Source organism: Shewanella psychrophila (assembly GCF_002005305.1).
In the GTDB taxonomy this organism is placed as follows: domain Bacteria; phylum Pseudomonadota; class Gammaproteobacteria; order Enterobacterales; family Shewanellaceae; genus Shewanella; species Shewanella psychrophila.
In genome coordinates, this window is record NZ_CP014782.1 from 1,607,677 (window position 1) to 1,628,107 (window position 20,431).

A 20,431-nucleotide genomic window follows, 5' to 3' on the forward strand; every position below is an offset into this window, starting at 1 on the left:
GTAAGCTCACGACTAATATCTATAGCCACAAAAGCCTAGAAAAAGCTTAAACCGTGCTACACCAAGCCTTCCAAGAGGAAATTCCTAGGTAGAATAAAAAAGGCCCCGTAAAGGTAATGCCGGTAAGTTAAGCTTACTGGCATTTTTTATTTCTGGCATATTTCTGTGGTCTGCGCTTGACCGTTCTAGGAAAAGACCGAGTTCGTCGGGGCTCTAAAATCAGGCTTTCAGCCATTTCATAGAAATATTTAAGCTGACGAGGAATTGCACCTGGTGTCGAGTAGGGCAAACCCACTAATAGCCTCAATATATGAGCCAAAGAACCATTAAAACTCAACTGATAAGGGAGATAATCACCTTTGAGTTGATGGCACATTTTCACCATCTGATAACGCACTAGATTATAGGTGAGTAAAATCCCCCACAACTCCTGTTTTACAAGCTCTGGCAATCGACTTCTCAACGTTAAACGATTACCTAGCATGTATTGTTTTTGCTCTCGATAACCTAATTCTATTTCCCATCGATGCACGTATAAATCAGCTATGTCTGCAACGGGATAACGCATGGGATCTATCATTGATGTCAAAACCGAGTATTCCTTGCCATTAACCTTTCGACTTATGAGTCGTACTTCCAGCTCATTAGGCAGTTCTGGCCATCGTTTTCTAGCATGTGGATTACTTTTTAATTGGACTATTTTATCGTTGCGCCCCAAGCTGCGAAGCACCTCATATTGGACATTTTTTTTCAAAGGAATCAACCAGTGTCGCTCGTTACCAGTGGATTGCCACTGATAAAGTAGCCCTAGCGAATAAAAACCTCGGTCAAATAATGTCAGGCTATTATCCGGTGTGGAGTCGATGAGCTTTTCGGCCAAAATCATCTCATTAACGGCGTAATCATCGAAAGCACTGGCGGTAATAAGATGGCTACTCAATTCCATTTGGCAGACCATACGAACTTGAGGATATTGAGTCTCTTTTTGTCGAGAAAAGGCTTCTGCATTATCGGGAGTATCTTCCGCCCGCCAGACTACACCATCGACTCCCAGTAACGTCAGTCCATTCCAGTTTGGATGTAGAGCTTCACGATTCCAGTGAGCTTGAGTGCACTCAAACAGAGCTTTCATTGCCGCTTCACCGAGATTTTTTCGTCGTTGAGTTAATGCGCTCGGAGCAACAAATGGCTTGCCCTCTCTATCAACGATATCGAGCATGTTAATGATGTGAGCCATCGACTTATCATTATAGATAGCCATTCCAATAATAAGCCAAGCCATTGACTCTAGTGTTAATTTACGTTTTCTAATCGTGACTGTTTCAGTTAATGAATACGCTTCCTCTATCAACTCCAGAGGGAGTAAATCTGCGAGGGTTTCAACTTGATGGGGCTTGAGTTGGTTGATCATGTCAAAAGCTTGGGAAACTTGCATAAAAAATCCGAGACCTAGAGATAGGACTCGGATTCTGAAGCATCTAGAAGATCAGTCAACCGATCGATAAATCACTAAATGATCGGCATTACCCCCGTAAAGGACCTTTAAAGTTAAATGGAAAATTGAAGTTCTTTGTAAGATATGCCTACATCACACTCATTTTGAATTGCAGTAACGATTGCCTCAATGTCGTCTGTAGTGATCAATGACGACCAGCTATAACCTTGTTGTGACTCTGTTTGTAGCAATTCTTCATAGGTGTCAGCGTTACCGTTGTGTGAGGCCACTTTTGCAGGGTGCCACAATAAATATCTCTCATCGTGACACCATCGGTTAAAAGTCCGTGTAAAGCCCTGTCAGGCGCTCAAATAACATTGACTGTTCCACACCTGGCATTTGCCTTTAGTGCTTCCACCGTGTAAGTATTACTAAGCAGGTTTCCAAGCTCCATACTGATCAACACCAGGTTCCTCACCACGCGAAGGGGCCCACTTAGCAAACCAATAATTACTCTCAAACTCGACTGTTGACTGTGTGCCATATGACGAGTCTTTATCCCACTTTACTGGATTTTGGTCTTCTTGAACCATTGCTGTCCAAGCACTATCTGTTCCCGGCGCATGCTCTTCAATGTAATATTGTGCTTCCCATAAATGACCTTTGTAGATAACGCATTCGCCATTATTATAAACAACATCAGGCGACCAAGTATCTCCATAATCTGAATCGGCTATCACGGTAACAACCACAATGTTAGTGTCCATAGCCTTACCATCTGATACAGTTATCACAAGGTTAACACTGATATCTAAATCGACTACATCGGCGGTATAACTCACATCAGCCCCACTGCCTGTTGGTGTGACTTCCCCCTCTGAGGCAGAAAATGAAAGCATGTCATCATCAGCATCTGAAGCGCTCACTGAAAAGGTCACTGTTTGCCCACTTTTCACCTCAACACTAGATGGAGAGATTAAAACTGGGGCAGTGTTCCCTCCCAACCCTTTAACATACACAAGTACCTCTTGTGACACACTATCCAGGCCATCTGAAACCGTCACAGTCACACTTTCCTGCATATTATTTCCCGTATTGGGTGCAAGGTAAGTTATAGTCGCCTCTCCATTCTCTGTAGAGACCAGAGTCGCATTGTCGCTCACAACAAAGCGAAGATTGTCATCGTCAGCATCTGTAGCTTTAACCTGAAAAGAGATAGCTTGTCCTGCATCCACAGTCTGTGAATCAGGTACAAATAACTCAGGAATGTTGTTTTCTGGACTAGGATCAACATTAATACCTTTAAAATAAAAAGGTTCCATGTCAACCTTCTGCTCAATTGGCGAACAACCTAGACCTTCTCGAGCTGCATTGACTAAAAGTCCGTTTTCTTGGTCAATCGTCCATGTAAAGATACCACCAAGGTTTCTCTCAAGTGCGTAGGTGCCCTTATTTTTCACTGAACGAGGTGTATCTAACGACATAAACAGTTTAGATTCTGGGCTATATAGATAATCGGCATCAGCGACTTGATCAGTATAAAGTTCGAATCCATTTTTACCCGACTTTTTATTAAGGTCGAGATAGTTATAAATAATGTCATACCACTCAGAGGTACCTTCCTCAAAAGTACCAGTTGTGGATCCATCTCCAGGAGCATAACTTCCTTTTAGTGGAGAAAAAGTTTCTATTTCTGCGCCTTTAGCATTACGCGTGTAACCAGCATAACCAATGTTGATCATTTTTGGTTCTACACTGTTTTCAATCAAGTAATCGACGGCTTCACAAAGACTAAAATCTGATTCTTCATTTGGTTGTAAGTTAGTGTGGTGATTTAACCTATCAGCCCATGGAGTACCGAAGAAATCGTACGTCATTAAGTTTATGCCAGTAACACCAGCCTTGATTAATAGAGGAACCTGTGAGAGCTGCAACACTTCAATATTGGCACAAGCTGCAATACTGATTTTCACATCGCTTTTACCAGCTCGAATCAATGCCGCTTTTAGCTCTTTGATTAACTCAACGTAATATACGTAGTCATCTGCGCCATAGGCGTTACCTATTCCTTCTGCACCAGGGTATTCCCAGTCTAAGTCAAGTTCAGTGAACATAGGGAAACGATCCAGAAAATCTATTACACTGTTACAAAAATTGGTGCGTTTTTCTTGATCTCTAGAGGTATGATAAAAACCATCACTTAAGGTCCATCCACCGATGCTCAATGATATGATTAGGTCATGCCCTAGAGCCTTCGCCGCTACCTGCTTGTCACGTAATCCTCCTAGGATACCCCTAACGTCTTTCTGTTGGTAATCCCTCGGCAGTTGGATATCAGCATAACCATCAAAACCAACATTCTGGGAGCTTTGTGCATCTCCCCAAGGGTCTAGCAAAGTTACAGAACCCTCACCTGAAATTTTAAGTGTGTCCGCAGCCTTATTAAGAGTGTCAGATTTTGGCCCTGTATCACCTAAGATCCCTGCAAAACCTAAAATTATTTTATCAAACGCGAATGGATCTAATAGGGCGAGATCGACACCACGACCTCGCTGATCTCGTTGACAGTCAGGCCGAGGACTGCCTCCTACTATTCGGCCATCATATTGAGCCCAATCAGTATAATATCCAAACACTTTAGGCTTATCTGTGGTTTCGTAACGATTGAATAATGGATTAGCGACTCGCGCCGATGTATAACTTAATGCTTGTGTTTCTGTAGCTACAACAAAACCATCTGTTGCATAAGAAGCTTCAGTCATTGCATCTGTTTTAGTTAAATTAATCATGTTTTCCTTTAAAGATTTAATAAATAGATCGTAATAGAACAAGTATCATTTAGCGTGACCCAGGCTCTGTATTGGAGAAAAGTAAAATGGTTAACCCAGATAAAAGGAAGCACAGGCTTCACTCCCTCACTTTGGGCTAATATGCGTGGTAATATTTACATCATGTTTCCTCATACATTTTTAGAAAATAAAGCGGGGTAATTCATTGAAGATGCTAGTTACTCAAACAAAACACTTGATTTACTCTGCAATTAGCTCATGACATCCTCATGCGAAAAATAGATATCAAACATTGAAGAAAATCTCTTAAGGTCATGTGTTTGATAAATTAAGAGCAGTGAATGAAGCTGCCATCGTGAATAACAAACGTTTAGGTGCTGCGCTTAAATTTGCTAGAATCAACCAAGCCAAGCGAGAATTGGAAATAGAAAGAAACCTAAGTGACAAGCAAAAGCAGATAAGGCAGATAAGGCAGATAAGGCAGAGATTAAATCACTGAAGTGCGAGCTCAAGTATAAAGAAAAGGCGCTAGCAGAAACTGCAGCGTTATTGGTTCTCAGAAAAAACTCAATGCCTTGTGGGAGGACAACAGCGAGCTCATTGACTTAATCGATTGCAAAATTTTATATCGATAAATTCACAAACAAACTTAATACATAACCTACGTGATTATAATGCTCAAGTTGGTGAAGCGCTGGCAGGTGTAAAGGCAATGAACAAAGTCATAAGACTAGGAATACCAGTGAGGAAACAGGCTGCCTAGCTAGCTCAAACCCTCGAAGTTTCTGCGTTTCTAGCGAAGATTTGATCAACAACGCCCCTATCGTCCCCTACTTGATTAAGCGTCGCAGTTTTTGTCATCCACTTCACTACTCATTTAAAGAGCAAAACACCAAAATAAGCGCCGCCGGTTTCAGCTATTATCGACGAAAAACATTTGTTATAAATTCCGTTCATGTTTAGTCCCTGACATGCGACGGTTTTGCTCAGGCCTTGATTCCGCTCGCCCTTAACAACGGATTCACCAAGTTTCATTAAAAGCCAACGACTTCCACCTCCTTTTTCCTTAATACTCGTTTCGATATAGCCTTTAGCCTCGTTACCAATAAATTTCAGCTCAGATATTAATTAAACCCGCAACCAGTTGATAGTTAATTTAATTTCAAATTAGTTCATTAAGTTCTGCAATTTTGCATTATTAAAACTTGCATAATGTTTACGACTTTTAGCCAGGTGGCGATATCTGTCATTTACTTTTTCCTACGAGATTCAACAACCCTGAAAATACAGATTCAGGCGGGGTATTTGACACTGCTTGGTACTTCTGCTGCTTCTCTTTAGTTCGCATGCCAAAGTAAGCGCGTAAAAGTGCTGTAGGCGTACCGAGAATAGCTATCACTAACGGCCAGTTGTCACCAATTGCCGTAATGGTGGCCACATCTTTGTTGAACATGGCCACTGCGAGAAATGAAATCAGAATCACCACTGAAAATGCCACAATTTGCGACATCATCATGGCGATGGCCGGCCGTGTGGATAGTCCCGTTTTATCAACATCTCCCAAAGCCTTTACGACATTGGTATACTCTTTAATCTCGGTGATCTCAACATCAAACTGTTTGGCCAAAACTTGAACCTGTATTTCAGCAGGCAATGACGAAACAACATTTTGTATTTCTGCCCCCGTAGCCCTATCACCGAGTTTGATGTCATCAGGAAGAAACTCATTGATCACCTTTATAATCGTATTGCCACCAGGGATCACGTCGGCCAGTATCGAGGCGCCAACTTTCCCTAAAATGCTCAATAAGTTCATGCCTTTCCCCTTAGCACTAAATAATCAGCTTCTTGGTTGCGTCTTGTGGGGTATCTATCACCAAAGTCACGAAGCTCTTGTACTAGTCCTATCCAGTCCTGGCTCATTGATTTTTGCCAAAACTTAGGGCAACGATTAGCTAAATTACCATACTGAAACGACACCGAAGCCACAACCGTTTGGCAGCGTTCTGGTAACCGATTAAAAGACACATTTGACACGCGGTTATATCGATACTGCAGCTGTTCGAGTAATTGGCTTTTAACGCACAAATCAATCAAGTCAGCTTCATCGATACTGATTTCAAGAGGCGCTAATACCAAGTAAGCAACTGCATCTTGTTTAGTCATGCCACAGTAAGGTGACAGTATTGGCACCAATGATTGCGGTAGTAAGTTTTGCAAATCGTTATGGGAACGCTGACCAAGGTCAAAACCCGTTGCGATAGTAACTCCCGAGTTTGAGTGTTCAGGATCCGGCACATAGCCTTTACAAACTGGTCCACCTTCTAACCTTGAGATAAAACCAAAGTTCACCATCGTATTTTTCATAGCCCCCCCTTGTCTCTGAAAGTGTCTGACAGACTCTGTAAATCAACACCTAGCACGGCTTCACGCCTTACAGCCACTATGGCATCGTCATATTCAATACAGTGACTAACGCTAGGTTTAGCTAACAGGCGCCGCGACCTTGTTGTTACTTCTGCCCGTTCTTCGGGTTTTACCGTTAAATCAGCATCATCCATTAGCAACTCCTTATTTTCTGATCTATTTATTAAACTATGTTGCCTATTTCGTCGAGGCCCAGATATACAACAGCACAAAGCTTCGACCTTCATTTAACCTTCCGGCTTTTTGGCATAAAATATGAATTTGGTCTCTTAAATGGGAGAAACTTTGCTGCTTGATGATTTTGTGAACTGTTTTGTTAAAACTATATAATGAGCCTCTCGCTCCTCCCCTGTAGAATGAATTATAATTCTAAGACAGATGCTTCCGTTGAATTGACGCCCACTCAAAGGCTATACTGTTGACAATCTTGCGCAATAGGACAAAATATACCAGCTTTGCTTCAGATATAAATTGGTATAAACAGTGATAAAATGGTAACCATATTGCTGCAGATTTGCTTGCTGCGCTGTTGTTTGTACACAACCAAGTGCGCACATAGCAAAAAATAACTCGTAATTTAGCTATACTGCTATTGAGTCAGTTTTATATAAAGAAAGGGAAAAATGAATGAACATTAGCACTGAAGATGATATTAGGCTTGTACTAGCCAACAATCTAGAATACTTAATGACCCTTAACGGACTAGGGCAAAAAGAATTGGAAAATAGAACAAGTTCTTTTCACAAAGTAAATCAACGCACGATTTCATCATATTTAAGAACAGATGGGGAATTGGGCAACGCAACAATATTAAAAGTTCAGGCGCTAGCCAGAGCATTTGATTTATCAGTATCAGAACTGCTTAATCCAAACTTGAGAAGTAAAGGTAATAGACAACTTGAAACACTATCACTCCAAAACACAGATGAAGAAATAGCTCTGGTAAACAACATAAAGTTAGATGACATTAACTTTATGAAAGGCCTTATTAAGTTTTGCATTAAAGAATCAGCTTTTCTTTTGGTTGAAACGAATATGATAAACCAAGATCAAGCTAAAACTATTTTTGATCTTACAGAAGATATATCAACAACATCCACCTTAATTCTCAGACATAAGGGCATAGATAAAACTACTGGGAAATTATCTAACACGTTAAAATCTTATATAAAATAATAACTAATATAAAAATCTGACCAAAGAACTTAATGCCACTGTTTTAATCTTTTCTCAGAATATAAGACCGTGTGCAGCCGCGATCAGCCCCTAGTGTTGAACGAGGCCACGGCGCTGACAACTTGTCAAATAATATTTATAACTTGATAAATCCAAAAGGAATAGCCTATCGATTTGCATCAAAAGATAAAATAATCTCACCAAGAGTCAGTTACAATGTCTCACCATTAGTCGATACAACAAGTAAAAGCTCTAAACAAAGCATTGCTTAAATTCCTATACACCAGATTTAACCACAACTCCAAACCTCTTGACCTCCTGCAAGACGTTAGCAGCAAGCTAACACTGCTACATCAAGCCTTCCGAGAGAAAATTCCTAGGTATACAAGAGATTTATTGCTTCTTCTCTCAGCACTTGATTAAATGCTTCGGTTATCCGGCTCTTCAACCAAGCCTTGATACCATTAACACTCTTCTATGAACCTATTATGACAGATTCTACAACTTATCATTTAATTATTTAGTGATTCCCTAAATAGAGGCTTCCATCCTCATGAGACCTAACGTTTACGTAAATTAACACATAGCCCCTCCCACTCTTAAAAATATTACTTTCACTTTAATTAAGTAACTTAATATATGAATCTAGCTTATTCTGCCAAATCATCATCAACTCAAGTTTGTAAGATCCCGATGGGATTGATTGAATTTCAATATACTCTAACAGAAATGAACGATTTTTATCGTCATAAAAACAACTATATTTACATTTAAAATAGTAAATTATCGATGAAATAATTAAAACGTGCAAAAAAATTAGATCATTAGCAAACAAAATAAAACAAAATAATTCGGCGTTCATATTTAATACCCTTCATTTCAATCTATAGATAACGATTATATTAATCGAAGAGACAATAACTTTAAAGACTATTCAATATACAAGATCAAAAATAAAGCTAAACAGCTACATCTCAACCATACCAGACAAAAACAACAACCAATAACAAACAAGTAAAAACATAAAAACCACACAACAAATACGCAGCAATCACATTTCGAAAGCATGTCAAAGAGAGGGCAACAATATTCACCACACTTTCTATTAACTTGAAATATAAAGTTAATAGAAAGTGGTAATGTTAATGATTATAATTCTCGGCTCTAATTTAAATAAAACTCTGAGTTAGTTAATTTTATTGGGCAGGTACAATTAAATGTGATGTCGTTCAAGCAACTCATATGAGTTGTCGGTGAGAGGTCAAACACAATGATACCAAAGCATATCTCACATTGTTTTACAGGCCATTAAGCCTTGTCTATAAGCTCAAATCCAGAATATAAGAGCTTTACCTTATTTCTGTGCAGCCTAGAGAGTAGCAGAGTGGTAGCCCCCCATCCTTAATCGCAGACTTACCGCTCCTCTTCCTCAAAAATATCTTCTAATGGCTGATTCTCACGAAGTTTCGATTTAAGTAATGAGAGTTTATGATGCTTATACCACCAACTAACAATAAAGGCTCCCCCCCCTATGACAACACCTGAAAGCTCCGACAACTCCGTAATAGAAAGTGAATAAAGCGTGGACACTATAACCGAAAAAATTAGAGCTGATTTGTCAATTGCTGTAATAAAAAACTCAGTGAATGCTCCAATCCAATAAGTCCCAACAAACAGTTCATTTAATAACATATTTACCTCTATTCCTATCTACCGATAAAGCCAGTAATGACCAGCTAAGGCAATGTCTACCCTAGCCGGAACACCGTTCATGATTGGGGCAGTCATCACACCTTCTCCCTCTCCCAACCAACAACGGCAAAGATAGACTTAAGAAATCTAATCCATCATCAGTCACCAGCCTCTTCAAGAAGCATTGGTGTCTCAGGGTATGCAAATGCCTGCAACTCAGCCACCACCAAACCGGGTGTTTCTAATGGATGTATCTTATCACCGATGCTCCTTTCTAACCGGATTACATTGACTTGCTGTGCAGGTAAGTCCTGATCAAAAATCACCTGCTGTGAAGCTCGATCGACACCTCGAATGGTGCCCCTCCAAAGTTCTGTATCAACCATTTTATTATTCCTGTCTAGCAAGGTAACCACTGCATTATTGATTTTGTCTACATAGTTATCGCTAGGCTCGAGATCAAAACCGGTGATTGCCAACTGCTGTAAAACCGTAGGATTTATCAGCGACAGTTCTATGAAATGTTGTTCAACACCTTCATCAGATTTAAAGCAAGTATCACTGCTACTATCATTAATGTTGGCACCAGAACCTAGTGCTCCTGAATTATCTCCAACCTCGAGGTCAACTTTAGTCAGCGCTTTGTTCACTAACTTCGCCTCGGTCTTGGTAACTGGTGCTACTTCAGCAACAGCCTCAGCCAAAGTAATAGGCACTGTCACCGACAGATTCAGCACCAAACGGGGATTATTGTCTAATGCTTGCCAAAAATTACCTAAACTATTGAGCCCATCTTTTGGCGGCATCACCCGTGTGTAAGCACCAGGGATATTCTTCAAGGTGCGGTTATTAATTAAGGCATTAATAATAGTGTTCATCACCATCATTGATTGTGACTCTACTACATCTGATGTGTCTGAAACAGTATCCCAAAAAGTGATGATGTAGTTACAACACATATTAACTTTCCCCGGTGCAAAGCTTCTAGTTAGATAGTTGTAATCTGGTGATTGCGAAGAATTTAATTGCAAGTCCTCATGAATATCGAACAAGAATACATTGACCGTAGGGACGGTAATATTTTTAAATTTGCTTTTCTCGGGGGCGCCAAAAATAATTTCGACACCTTCGCTCCCCGAGTCTGCAGGCAAGTATTCCCTGAGGATGCCCAATATCTCTTTATTAACTTCAATAATATTTTGATTTACTGCTGGTTGTACCATCAGTGCTCTCCTCTCTTTGGTGTTTACAGCGCAATGCGGCCAATCTTAGATAATTCACGCTGCGTGGCTCGATGAATGTGATGTTCGCAAATATATGGCGTATCTGCATCTGCCGCAAAATAGGCAGCTAGCAGGGCTATATTGCGAATATTGGCACCGGTTAACCGGGTACGGGCCGCAATGGCATGCAAGTCAATCTTTGGATCAAGCTGACACCCCTCAGGCCATACACTTTGCCAAAGCGCCTCTCGAGTATTGGTATCGGGCGCGTTAAAGCGGGTAATGAAGGTAAAACGCCGACTGAACGCCTCATCGAGATGGTTGCGGTTATTGGTTGCTAGGATCACTAAACCAGGATAGCGCTCCAACCTTTGCAATAGATAAGCCACATCAATGTTGGCGTTCCTATCCTTTGAATCACTCACTTCAGAACGTTTACCAAAGAGCGCATCGGCCTCATCAAAAAATAATACCCCAGCATCGGCTTCGGCCAAATCGAAGATCCGCGCCAGGTGTTTGGCAGTTTCTCCGATGTATTTATCCACCACATTGGCTAAATCGACTTTGATCAAATCCACACCAAGCAGACCAGCAACCACTTCTGCCGCCATGGTTTTTCCCAGACCAGAATCACCGTGAAACAGCGCACTGACGCCTGTACCATAACCCACTTTTTTAGCGAAGCCTGACTCCAACACTTTATCTCGCTGGCTGGTCGCCGCCAGTAACTCTTGCAGCTGCTCTTTTAGCTCATCAGCCACAATCAATTCTTCAAAAGATCGCATAGGTTCGATCCGCTGCGCCAATTTACCGAAGTTTTTTTGTGAATGAAGCCTAAAAGCCTGATTTAAATCTTCGCTGCTCACCATACTATTTGGCTCTCTCAAAGAGCGATAACACCTTGCTTCTTGCAGTATGTGTGGCAAAGAGGCGTGATTAAAAGAAAAGCGACGACACACGTGGCTAATATCAGTTGGCGCATACTCCCCCGCAGTCAAAGATTGTTGTAACAGTAACTGCTTTTCCAGATAAGAAAGGATCGGCATCGTGAGCGCAATTTGTGGCATATGCGGTATTACCACCCGAGCGCAATCTTGCTCACACAATCCGACAATACGAACATGAGACTGATGAACCATGTCTGCCCAGTCACTCAGTAGCGTTTTTCTTGAATCGGCAAATTCATCCCAGCCACGTACCACCAAAATGGCGCCTCGCATCCTGACTTCACGCAATGCTTGATTTAATGTTGTCTTAGCGTCATGCCTAGATTCTGGTAGCTTAGTCACATCCAGCTCCAGCAGCATGATGTTTTGCGCAGATGCAGCAGCGTTCACCGCCTCAAGGCGACCACTGCCCTGCGCCCCTTTTAACAACACGATAGGCAATAAATTATCCTGTTGATTATATAGCTGAGCTTGTAATCCATCACGCACATTGCTGGGGCACAAGCCTTGATTTGAGTTCATCGGATGCCACTTGGCACAATCCGCGAGCAAAGGTGTTAAAGAAGCATGTCCAACCAAATAATGAAAGACTTCAGTTGTGGTTTGAAATAAGGACTGTGCCCAACCTTCACCTTTTTGCTTATTACTCTTGTAAACCTTGATGAGCTCATGGCGCAATAAGGTTGAATCGGGTAAAAAATCCCCTTGTCGCGTTAACAGTTCATCTGCCGCGGCACCAAACAGGTGTAACGCCAGCTCAATGGATGGGTTATTTCTATCCTCAAAATGTTGCAGGGCAGCAAATAATGCATGGTAGCGACTATCCAAGTGCGTCAATAGCCCAAGTAGCAGAATATTAACTTCTGAGTCCGTGAGTTTAAAGCGCTCTATCAGAGTCGATAATCGACCTTGAGAAGAGTTGATTGAAAGCTCACTGACTGGCATAAACGAGGATGTCTGCATCCAGTGTGGCATGCCTTTAGGCTGTGCAGTGTGGTGTAGAATATCCTCCTCATCCAATAGAAATTCTTCAAGTACGTGTTGCTTAAGTGCTGGCCGACGTTGCTGCGTATACTGTTGCAGGCGCAGATCAATCTGCTCAATCGCACTGAATAGATCATGATGGTCGTCAACGGATCCTGAGGGCGAGATTAGATTTATCATATAAGTGTCTCGAAGGTGTAAATTGAGGCACGCTCAACAGCGTGGCTCAGGGTTGGCAATGATGTGGTTTAACAGGGTTAAGATGAAGATAAACAGGTGTTATAGCGGCTCATCCCATAACACCTTAATTGGCTGCTCTAGCCAAGGCAGGGCGATCATATTCACAGGCCAGGGCCAGTCGTTAAGTAACACATCAAAGCTCGCAGGAGCGATATGTAGCACAGGCTCAGCATCATCAGCAGATAACCAACCGGGACGTTGCAAAAACCATTGCTGAATATCCCCAGCAGAGAGCTTTTGCCATGTTCCTTGCAAGGCCTTTGGCAAATTGTCCAACCAACTTGTTAAGAATGCTTGTGTCGCCTCGTTCAATACTACAGGCTCAGACGTCGCCTCTTGCGTCAGTCCACACAACAGTAAAACAAGTGGTGAATTGATATTTTGTTCGTCATCTTGCCAAGACTGAGTGAACCAAGTTAAACAAGACGCCGCTTGCAACTGCATGTCACGACTCAAAAATTTATTATCCTGGGTTAACTGTAACTGACGAAACACACTGGGTAAAAAAGGCCACAACAAACTTAAGCCTGCTGCAGGAATGTGGATCCATGAGCGGTCATTGTCCATCCCTTTATTGCGCAAGGCAATCCGTGGTGCAGATGCAGACTCCTGTGCCCCCCCGCTATTGTGCAAGGCAATCTGTGGTGCAGATGCAGACTCCTGTGCTGCCCCCCTATTATGCAAGGTAATTTGTGGTGCTGATGCAGACTCCAGTGCTATCCCCCTATTGTGCAAGGTAATTTGTGGTGCTGAAAGCGGCGATTGCCCCTTCTCACGAACCGGACCATATTCAGTATTAACTATCGGCCGATCCACAACACCTATCTGCTCCGATGCAGACCCCTTATTGAGCAAGGTAATTTCTGATGCACAAAGCGGCGATTGCCCCTTCTCACGAACCGGACCATATTCAGTGTTAACTATCGGCCGATCCACAATATCTATCAGCTCCAATGCAGACTCCTGTACTATCCCTTTATTGAGCCAGTTATTGAGCAAGGTAATTTGTGATGCACAAAGCTGCGACTGTACGCGCTTACGCAGCTTTTCATCTCGCCAAAGTACCGTTAATCCATTAGCCTTAACGCTCATGTTTTCCTTGGCAGATAATACCTCCTTAAACAATTTAATTAGCACTTGCTGTTCATATACCGTGTTAACTGTCGGTCGAACAATCGGCTGATGAGGTAGCAGAGTGAATTCAGGATGTACCAGACTGTAGTACAATGCACAAAGTTGCAGTGTAGCAGGGGTTAGGCTGCCTTTCACAACCAATAACGGCACCCACTCTTGGCACAGTTCCTTAAACTTTGAGGCAGGCAGACTACGATGTAATTGCCTTGCCCCACTGTATTCGAGGCAAGCCTGTGCCAGTTTTCCTAGCGCCAATTGAGGTCTTACGCCTAACAGCTCAACAAAGGTTTTATCTATCACGCTAGTAGAGGAAACCGCTCCCGCTGTCAGTAAGCTAAGCTGCTCATCGGTATTGGCAACAGGTTTCCCCGCAGAGTCATGGTCCGTATCTAGCTCTGACAGTAATCGCTTAAGCTCACGCTCCAGCAGTATCTCCAACCTTTGACAAAAATGATGCTCGAAAGCATAAGCGGATAACTCCCCTAAATCGATAACCAGAGGTTTAAGCAGGCAAAACATTTGACCGCCAGCACCGAGCCGCGACAATACGCGATCGAGCCGTTTTTTTAGCTCAGTATGAAACAGCTGGCTGCAACGCTGACTAAAATATTCGCCATGGTTGGCCGCTAGAGAAAGGGAGATGCGCAGTTTGTCTATTCGGTGAGTGGATACCGGTAAAGTATCGGCCATGTAACACTCCTGATTGACTAACTATTGGACAGTGTAGCTGTACGATGAGGCCCTGAGCCTTTATCAGCGATAAGGCTGAGGCCTTTAGACATTTTCAGCCGTCCGAACCTGCCCAGCTAGGATAATTAAATTATTGAAGTCTTCTGCTTTCGGCACCATACCAGTTTTGAAGCTTTGAGCTAAGTTGCATGGGATAATACCCCTATCTTGCTTAGGTTGCTTACTTGTATCATTGTTCACATTTACTCTTTTAAAATTGAGTGAATAAGCCTGCATAGAGATTCATCCCCATACAGGGCAGTAAGTTTGAATATGTCACTGATACTTATTTTGTCTAAGGTACTGCTTCCTCTGGGTTGACCTGGAAAATAGCGCGTTCGTAGATGTAATTTTGACGAGTCGCATCATCAATTGTTGCCAGGTCGTTGAGCTGCTCCTCATTCACAATAAATGAATAGCCGATCCCATGCAGATTCGACGGCTTACGGCCCAGGGTCAGGAAATTAAGCACGGTATAAGAATCAACTCCCATCTTGCAGCCATCGTCTACCCAAGGATCTAGTTGCTGAGAGAAGGAATCGAAATCGTCTTGATCCATCCACTGGAGCAAGGCCTGACAATGATGTGGTAAGTCGGAGCGCAGAATGTCTTTGATCCACTGTTCAACCTCTAACCACTGTTCAGGCTTAGCTAAAGCCTGTTTATTAAGGACAATACTCAGCATAAAGGAAAATCGATCTATCGGATCATCTGAATCTAGATACCAGAAATAGGAGTCCTTGATGACCGTACCATCTGTTATGAGATCCCCGGCGGAGTTTTTCAATGTCACTGTGTGGTTATATCTATCTATGCTTTCGATAGTATATTTTTCTCCAGCCACATCCCGTGTATCTGCTGTCACCGTATCTTGAGCTACTACAAGGATGTTACCCTCTTTGGCAAGCACCGGAAAAGGCTTAAGCGTAAACTTTTGTCCATTCTCACGGAAAGTATCATCGACAACGGCCATAATATTAAAGGCTATATCCGCAATAAAGCGGTCCGAGGCGATAATGTTGACTTCCGTGCCCTCCGCAACAATATCTTCCAAGTGGTTAACTAAAGGGGTTGAGGCTATCTTGATAAAGATAGCCTCAGGTGTAACTTGGTCAACCAGCAAGCACTCAATCGGGAAATAATTTTCTCCTTCCCCAAGTCGTTTGTTAGGAGCTGTCAGGAACTTCAGTGTCACTAACATCCCGGCTCGATACTGATTATTCGAGTTATTCAAGGATAGTTTAAGACGTTCTTTATCCCCGTCGACTTCCCTAGCAGTCACACTAGCCAGGTCAAAACTAGTTACACTAGGAGAGAGTGGCATTGCTCGCCGCGTCTCGACAACACGAATCAACCCAGAGTCAATCCCAATTTTGCCAGCAATGCGTTGAGTGATGTTGTCGTAGCCAGCCCTGTGATATTGATCATAGGGTAAATGTGCCAACTGCTCGCGCTGGCTTTTGATATAATCCTCTCGCAATTTTGAAAACACATTTTGACCGACCGTCTCATTAAAATAACCAGTCAGATATTGTAAACTCGCCAGTGTTTGCCCGTAGTCTTCACTGTGAGCTTTACGGAAAGAGTTAAGTCCCCGTTTATACCCTTCATGAACCGTATCCGATACACTGCCGTCATTAAAGGGCCACTGTGTATCCTCCAAGTTAATACTCTTGCCCAGCGCCGTTTGGTCAAACGACAACAGCCGGGGGATCTGTTCCAATTGCTGGTACTCATTGGCAAGCACTTGCTCGATTGGCAATAAGAACTGATGCAGTTTTGTTGGAGAATCTTTAGGAGTCACGGGCTGCAACAAGTTATAACAAGCGGGGACCACCTCGGTCACAGACCCATACTCAGCCACATTGTTATACTGCCCCACAAAGCTGACTATATCGCTATTATCAATCAGTTTTTTTGGGGGGATCCAAGCTGCTATATTACCAAAGTCTTTCGATAATTCATCCTGACTCTTTGTTTTTAGGCTGACATTAGCAAGAATACTGTCAACTGTATGACCAAAAGACAGGTACATGTTTGGATCTACTTCAACGGTCAGGTCTGTAGGGCCAGTAATAATCTTGCTGACGCCAGATATCGCCTGTAGCTTAGCAAGTAATTGGCTGTATTTAAATGTGACTGCTTGGGTGTAATTCCTAGCAGGTATCAATTCAGGAAGCCAACCGTGCCTTAAAAATGGGCCATTAAATATGTCCTCATTGGCTAAACCTTGCATGTTAAGATCTTGCGTCGAATAACGCTCGATAGGTGAGCAAGCAAAATCTTTGATGGTTCGATAAACCTCAGCATAAATCTTGGCGCAGGAATCCAGATCAGTTGCGCTAATATTGCCTTCAACTTCAATCTCGAGTATCAAGTCTTTCTCTGAAACACCGAGCCAGTTAATATCAGTGAATTTTTCACCTATATTTTCTATCTTCGATAGATATGCTGGGAGCAGACGTTTAGCAGTGTTAAGAAGAGTATAATTCTGCTGCAATTCCTCGCCAGGAACTAAGTACAGGCTATAGTTACCTAATAATTCTCTATCATTACTTCCATCGGCAGAGCCAACCTCCTCTTCAAATGTAAATTCGTGACTATCTGTATCATAGTAATATTTATAGCGGTCCGACTGCGATTCTTTTGCAATATAAACATCGGCAAACAAAAAGAACGCCTGCTTAAATTTATCCCCACCGTTTTGCAGGTTAAGGTCGTCATCGTTACAGTGCAGATCCAGTAGCACTTTACGAAAATCGTCCATAGTGACAGGGCCACAAGTCAGCCCCAGTTGAGGCCCGAAGCTATCAGGAAAAACCGCTAGCTTGGCCACATTATCTATGGGCTGGGGGATGAGGAGATCTTTGAGCGGAAGTGCTTGTCGCCTTGCTAGCTCGGTCACTCTGTCCGTCACCCCCTCGAGTAAGGTGATACCTGGATCATGCTCAGCTTTATCAGACCAGATTTGGCCAGAAAAGTGCTCTAATGATTGTAATGCCCGTCCCCAGAAACTCTCAACACTTGTTTCAGGGAGTGTAGTATCGTTATTGTCCATGTCTTACCTCTAAATTAATCAAGAAATGGTGATGTCGATATAGTCAGCAGCAAACACCAACACCTGCCCACTCTCTGCTAATATGGATTCTGTATCTGATGACTTGGTCGGTTTAGCCAAAGTCAGTGCAGTGACATCATCGACCAATGGGTGGCACTGTATACATGCTAAAACATCATAATAATCAAACTGGTTGCCAACCCGAGGTCCTAGCTCTTGCTTTGACGCCCAGGGCATATAATGTTGCAGCAGTGATTTTGTTAACTGGGCTTTAGCATAAACAGGATTAACATCAGGCTTGAAGTCGACAGTGCACACTAGTGACACAATTATGTATTCAGGGTTAGCCACAAGGATATTTGCCCATTCAGAGCCGCGTGTGGTTAAATCGCTCTGCACCTCACTCAACTTCTGTTGGCCTAGTGCTGGTTCATTAAGTGTACCGACTTCATTATTGACCGCCTTAGGCACCAGCACGTATTTTTGTATTTTGTCTGTCTGAGTACCAAGGACCACATCATACAGATATGCAAACTTGTCTTTGGCTAATGTGATTATATCTGCGCAAGAAACTGCACGATTACGATGCGACAGCTGATTGGCGACTCTAGAGTTAAATTCTGCGGTTGATTCTGCCGCCTTGCCTCCCCATGATTGCCATGGCTGCACGACTTCTGAAACACCTTCAATATCCGTCTGCAGCGCTGCGATACTTTCAGGCGCTAATACTTGACTCGTTACCGTATCTGTCAATTGGTTAGCATTCGATAACACCGCTGTAGAGGCGTTGGTCAAGATGCCGTTTAAAGTTATCCCCTTTACATTCACCATCTGAAAACCAGCAACGGCGAGATACTTATCCCCATCATCCAACCAAGCCAAATTTCTTTCTAGGCGTATAGTTTTTACTCTATTTTTTACTTCAGGCCATGTGAACGTAACAGACTTTTCAGTACTGCCCTCTGGATCATTAATTATCTCAGTGCAAATTACACGTCCATCTTCGTCCATCAATATGAGTTTAGCTTGATCAATGTGACGCCCAGGCCTGGTTATATTTCTGAAATAAACAGTTAGCAGATTAAGGTCACTAGGCCCCTCTAACGTAACTTCTATAGAGGGAGTTGTGTCTACGCTGCCAGAATGCCAACAAGTGTCTATATCGCCATCGATAGCACGATCTTTAACATAATCATTATCCCATGTACTAGACACAACACAGCTTTCCAACCCAACGCTGTTGTCACCCCTTATCCATTTCCTGCCGTTATTTATAGCATCCATTGGCAATATCGCAGACCATGTGCCACTTTGTGACAAGCCGCTGGTGTTATCAACTAAAGATGAATCCAGAGATTGCCAAGAGCGATTAACGTCAAGATAACTCCACTGTACACTTCTTTTATCGGGAGTATTTAAATCTAAAAACAGCGCGAGTGTATCTCCCAGGCTAAGGTCTTTGAAACCGATATAAATGTATCTTTTATCCAGCTCGATACCATCGGTTGGCCATACTTTTATAGCTTCGTCATCTTCATCGAATTTCCCATTCGCATTCGCATTCGAATTCGCAGCTATAGTACTCATGTCATTAATGTCATTATCACTCACATATAGCGCACTGAAGTGATTTTTATTCGCTAACACATCTTGTTCCAGGCAATACTCTATGTCGGTGCCATTGTCATCTTGCCCCGCGAGTAGCACACTGCCTTTCGCTACCATGACTGCTGAGGCTTGCTCCTCCTCTAATAACACCGACACAGCAACCTGTGATGGCTCAGCTTCTCGCGCTGTTAGCCCGAGAAAATCACGATAATACAAATCACGATGTCTTGCAGGAAAGCGATTCATCAAGGCTTGTGGGGTTTCCAGCATTTTCATCAAGGCAAATAAGAATGCTTGCTGCGGGGCTAGGTCCCCTTTCGAGAGCGAGGGATTTGAGTAGAGTTCAGCCAGTTTATCGACAGTTTGGTCTTTAAAATACACATCGGCCCAAGTCGTCTTGTAAGTGACAAAATTGATGTCCTCCACGCACAAATATGAGTATTTAGAAAGGATTCTCTCTATTCTCACTTTTGCCACTAAATCAATGTTACTTATATCAACCTCATATTGGGTTATGCCATCATCTATTTCAAATACTTCAAGAGTTTCCCCCTGTTTGTCCTTTAACGTGATTTTGATATCAGTTAAGTAGTCGGTATCAGATCTGAATGTAATATTTATCTGTTGTTTAATAGGTGCTTTAAAATTGAATTCTACATAGGGGTTAAATGAGTTGTCCGAAGCCCAATCCGCCGTAGTATCATCGAACATACTTTCTATTGAATTTGCCCAATATGTACCACTGACATTAATATCAATATCTGCTCTAGGCACTGAAATAATAGTGTTATCAAATGGAATATTCGCCGCATAGTCATAAATATACTGCAGCTTGTCTTTCACTGTGCGGTTATCGAGTTGAAAGCTTGTATCGTCGTCGATACTGGCTAGATCGCTGGTATTTACCATAAAAAAGTATCCATGATTAACTGACGCATCACAAAGCTGGATGCGTAGGGGATAAATAAAAGTAAGGTGAGTAATGAGCG

The 20,431-nt window shown here is 42.5% G+C and carries 12 protein-coding genes and 1 pseudogene; 2 read left to right on the forward strand and 11 right to left on the reverse strand.

What is annotated here, in order from left to right; translation table 11 throughout:
* Positions 1-133 precede the first annotated feature (133 nt).
* Both sps_RS07180 and sps_RS07190 read right to left on the reverse strand, forming a co-directional pair.
* Positions 134-1,435, reverse strand: a complete 1,302-nt coding sequence (locus sps_RS07180; RefSeq protein WP_077751912.1) for an IS4 family transposase — start codon at positions 1,433-1,435, stop codon at positions 134-136.
* A 431-nt stretch (positions 1,436-1,866) separates the two neighbouring features.
* Positions 1,867-4,224 (reverse strand): glycosyl hydrolase family 18 protein, encoded by a 2,358-nt coding sequence (locus tag sps_RS07190; protein ID WP_077751914.1) that lies wholly within the window; start codon positions 4,222-4,224, stop codon positions 1,867-1,869.
* Positions 4,225-4,882: 658 nt separating this feature from the next.
* Between sps_RS07190 and sps_RS28050 the strand changes: the two are divergent.
* Positions 4,883-4,987, forward strand: a pseudogene (locus sps_RS28050) (IS5/IS1182 family transposase); the annotation flags it as partial.
* 483 nt (positions 4,988-5,470) lie between these two features.
* On the opposite strand, the gene sps_RS07200 reads toward sps_RS28050, so the two are convergent.
* Genes sps_RS07200 through sps_RS07210 form a run of 3 tightly spaced genes read right to left on the reverse strand, consistent with a single transcriptional unit; the run spans position 5,471 to position 6,785 of the window.
* Complete coding sequence (locus tag sps_RS07200) at positions 5,471-6,040, reverse strand: hypothetical protein (RefSeq protein ID WP_077751916.1); 570 nt, start codon at positions 6,038-6,040, stop codon at positions 5,471-5,473.
* Positions 6,037-6,591, reverse strand: coding sequence for a pesticin C-terminus-like muramidase (locus tag sps_RS07205; protein WP_077751917.1), 555 nt, complete (start codon positions 6,589-6,591; stop codon positions 6,037-6,039). Before sps_RS07205 ends, sps_RS07200 begins: the two co-directional genes overlap by 4 nt.
* Entirely contained in the window at positions 6,588-6,785 is a 198-nt protein-coding gene (locus sps_RS07210; RefSeq protein WP_077751918.1) for a TraR/DksA C4-type zinc finger protein, read from the reverse strand. The genes sps_RS07205 and sps_RS07210 overlap by 4 nt, the downstream gene beginning before the upstream one ends.
* A gap of 493 nt (positions 6,786-7,278) precedes the next feature.
* Here sps_RS07210 and sps_RS07215 point away from each other — a divergent pair, with 493 nt between their 5' ends.
* Positions 7,279-7,827, forward strand: coding sequence for a helix-turn-helix domain-containing protein (locus sps_RS07215; protein WP_077751919.1), 549 nt, complete (start codon positions 7,279-7,281; stop codon positions 7,825-7,827).
* A gap of 1,413 nt (positions 7,828-9,240) precedes the next feature.
* On the opposite strand, the gene sps_RS07225 is transcribed toward sps_RS07215, so the two are convergent.
* From sps_RS07225 to sps_RS07255, 6 genes are all read right to left on the reverse strand, one after another.
* Positions 9,241-9,519, reverse strand: a complete 279-nt coding sequence (locus sps_RS07225; protein ID WP_077751921.1) for a hypothetical protein — start codon at positions 9,517-9,519, stop codon at positions 9,241-9,243.
* A gap of 158 nt (positions 9,520-9,677) precedes the next feature.
* Positions 9,678-10,742: a Pvc16 family protein gene (locus tag sps_RS07230; RefSeq protein WP_077751922.1), complete on the reverse strand. Its 1,065-nt coding sequence runs from the start codon at positions 10,740-10,742 to the stop codon at positions 9,678-9,680.
* 23 nt (positions 10,743-10,765) lie between these two features.
* Positions 10,766-12,853 (reverse strand): ATP-binding protein, encoded by a 2,088-nt coding sequence (locus sps_RS07235; protein ID WP_077751923.1) that lies wholly within the window; start codon positions 12,851-12,853, stop codon positions 10,766-10,768.
* A 99-nt stretch (positions 12,854-12,952) separates the two neighbouring features.
* Positions 12,953-14,737: a contractile injection system tape measure protein gene (locus sps_RS07240; RefSeq protein ID WP_077751924.1), complete on the reverse strand. Its 1,785-nt coding sequence runs from the start codon at positions 14,735-14,737 to the stop codon at positions 12,953-12,955.
* A gap of 334 nt (positions 14,738-15,071) precedes the next feature.
* Positions 15,072-17,834 carry a hypothetical protein gene (locus sps_RS07250; RefSeq protein WP_077751926.1) on the reverse strand — a complete coding sequence of 921 codons (2,763 nt, stop codon included), beginning with the start codon at positions 17,832-17,834 and terminating at the stop codon, positions 15,072-15,074.
* Between the two features lie 18 nt (positions 17,835-17,852).
* Complete coding sequence (locus sps_RS07255) at positions 17,853-20,351, reverse strand: discoidin domain-containing protein (RefSeq protein ID WP_077751927.1); 2,499 nt, start codon at positions 20,349-20,351, stop codon at positions 17,853-17,855.
* Between the last annotated feature and the right edge of the window lie 80 nt (positions 20,352-20,431).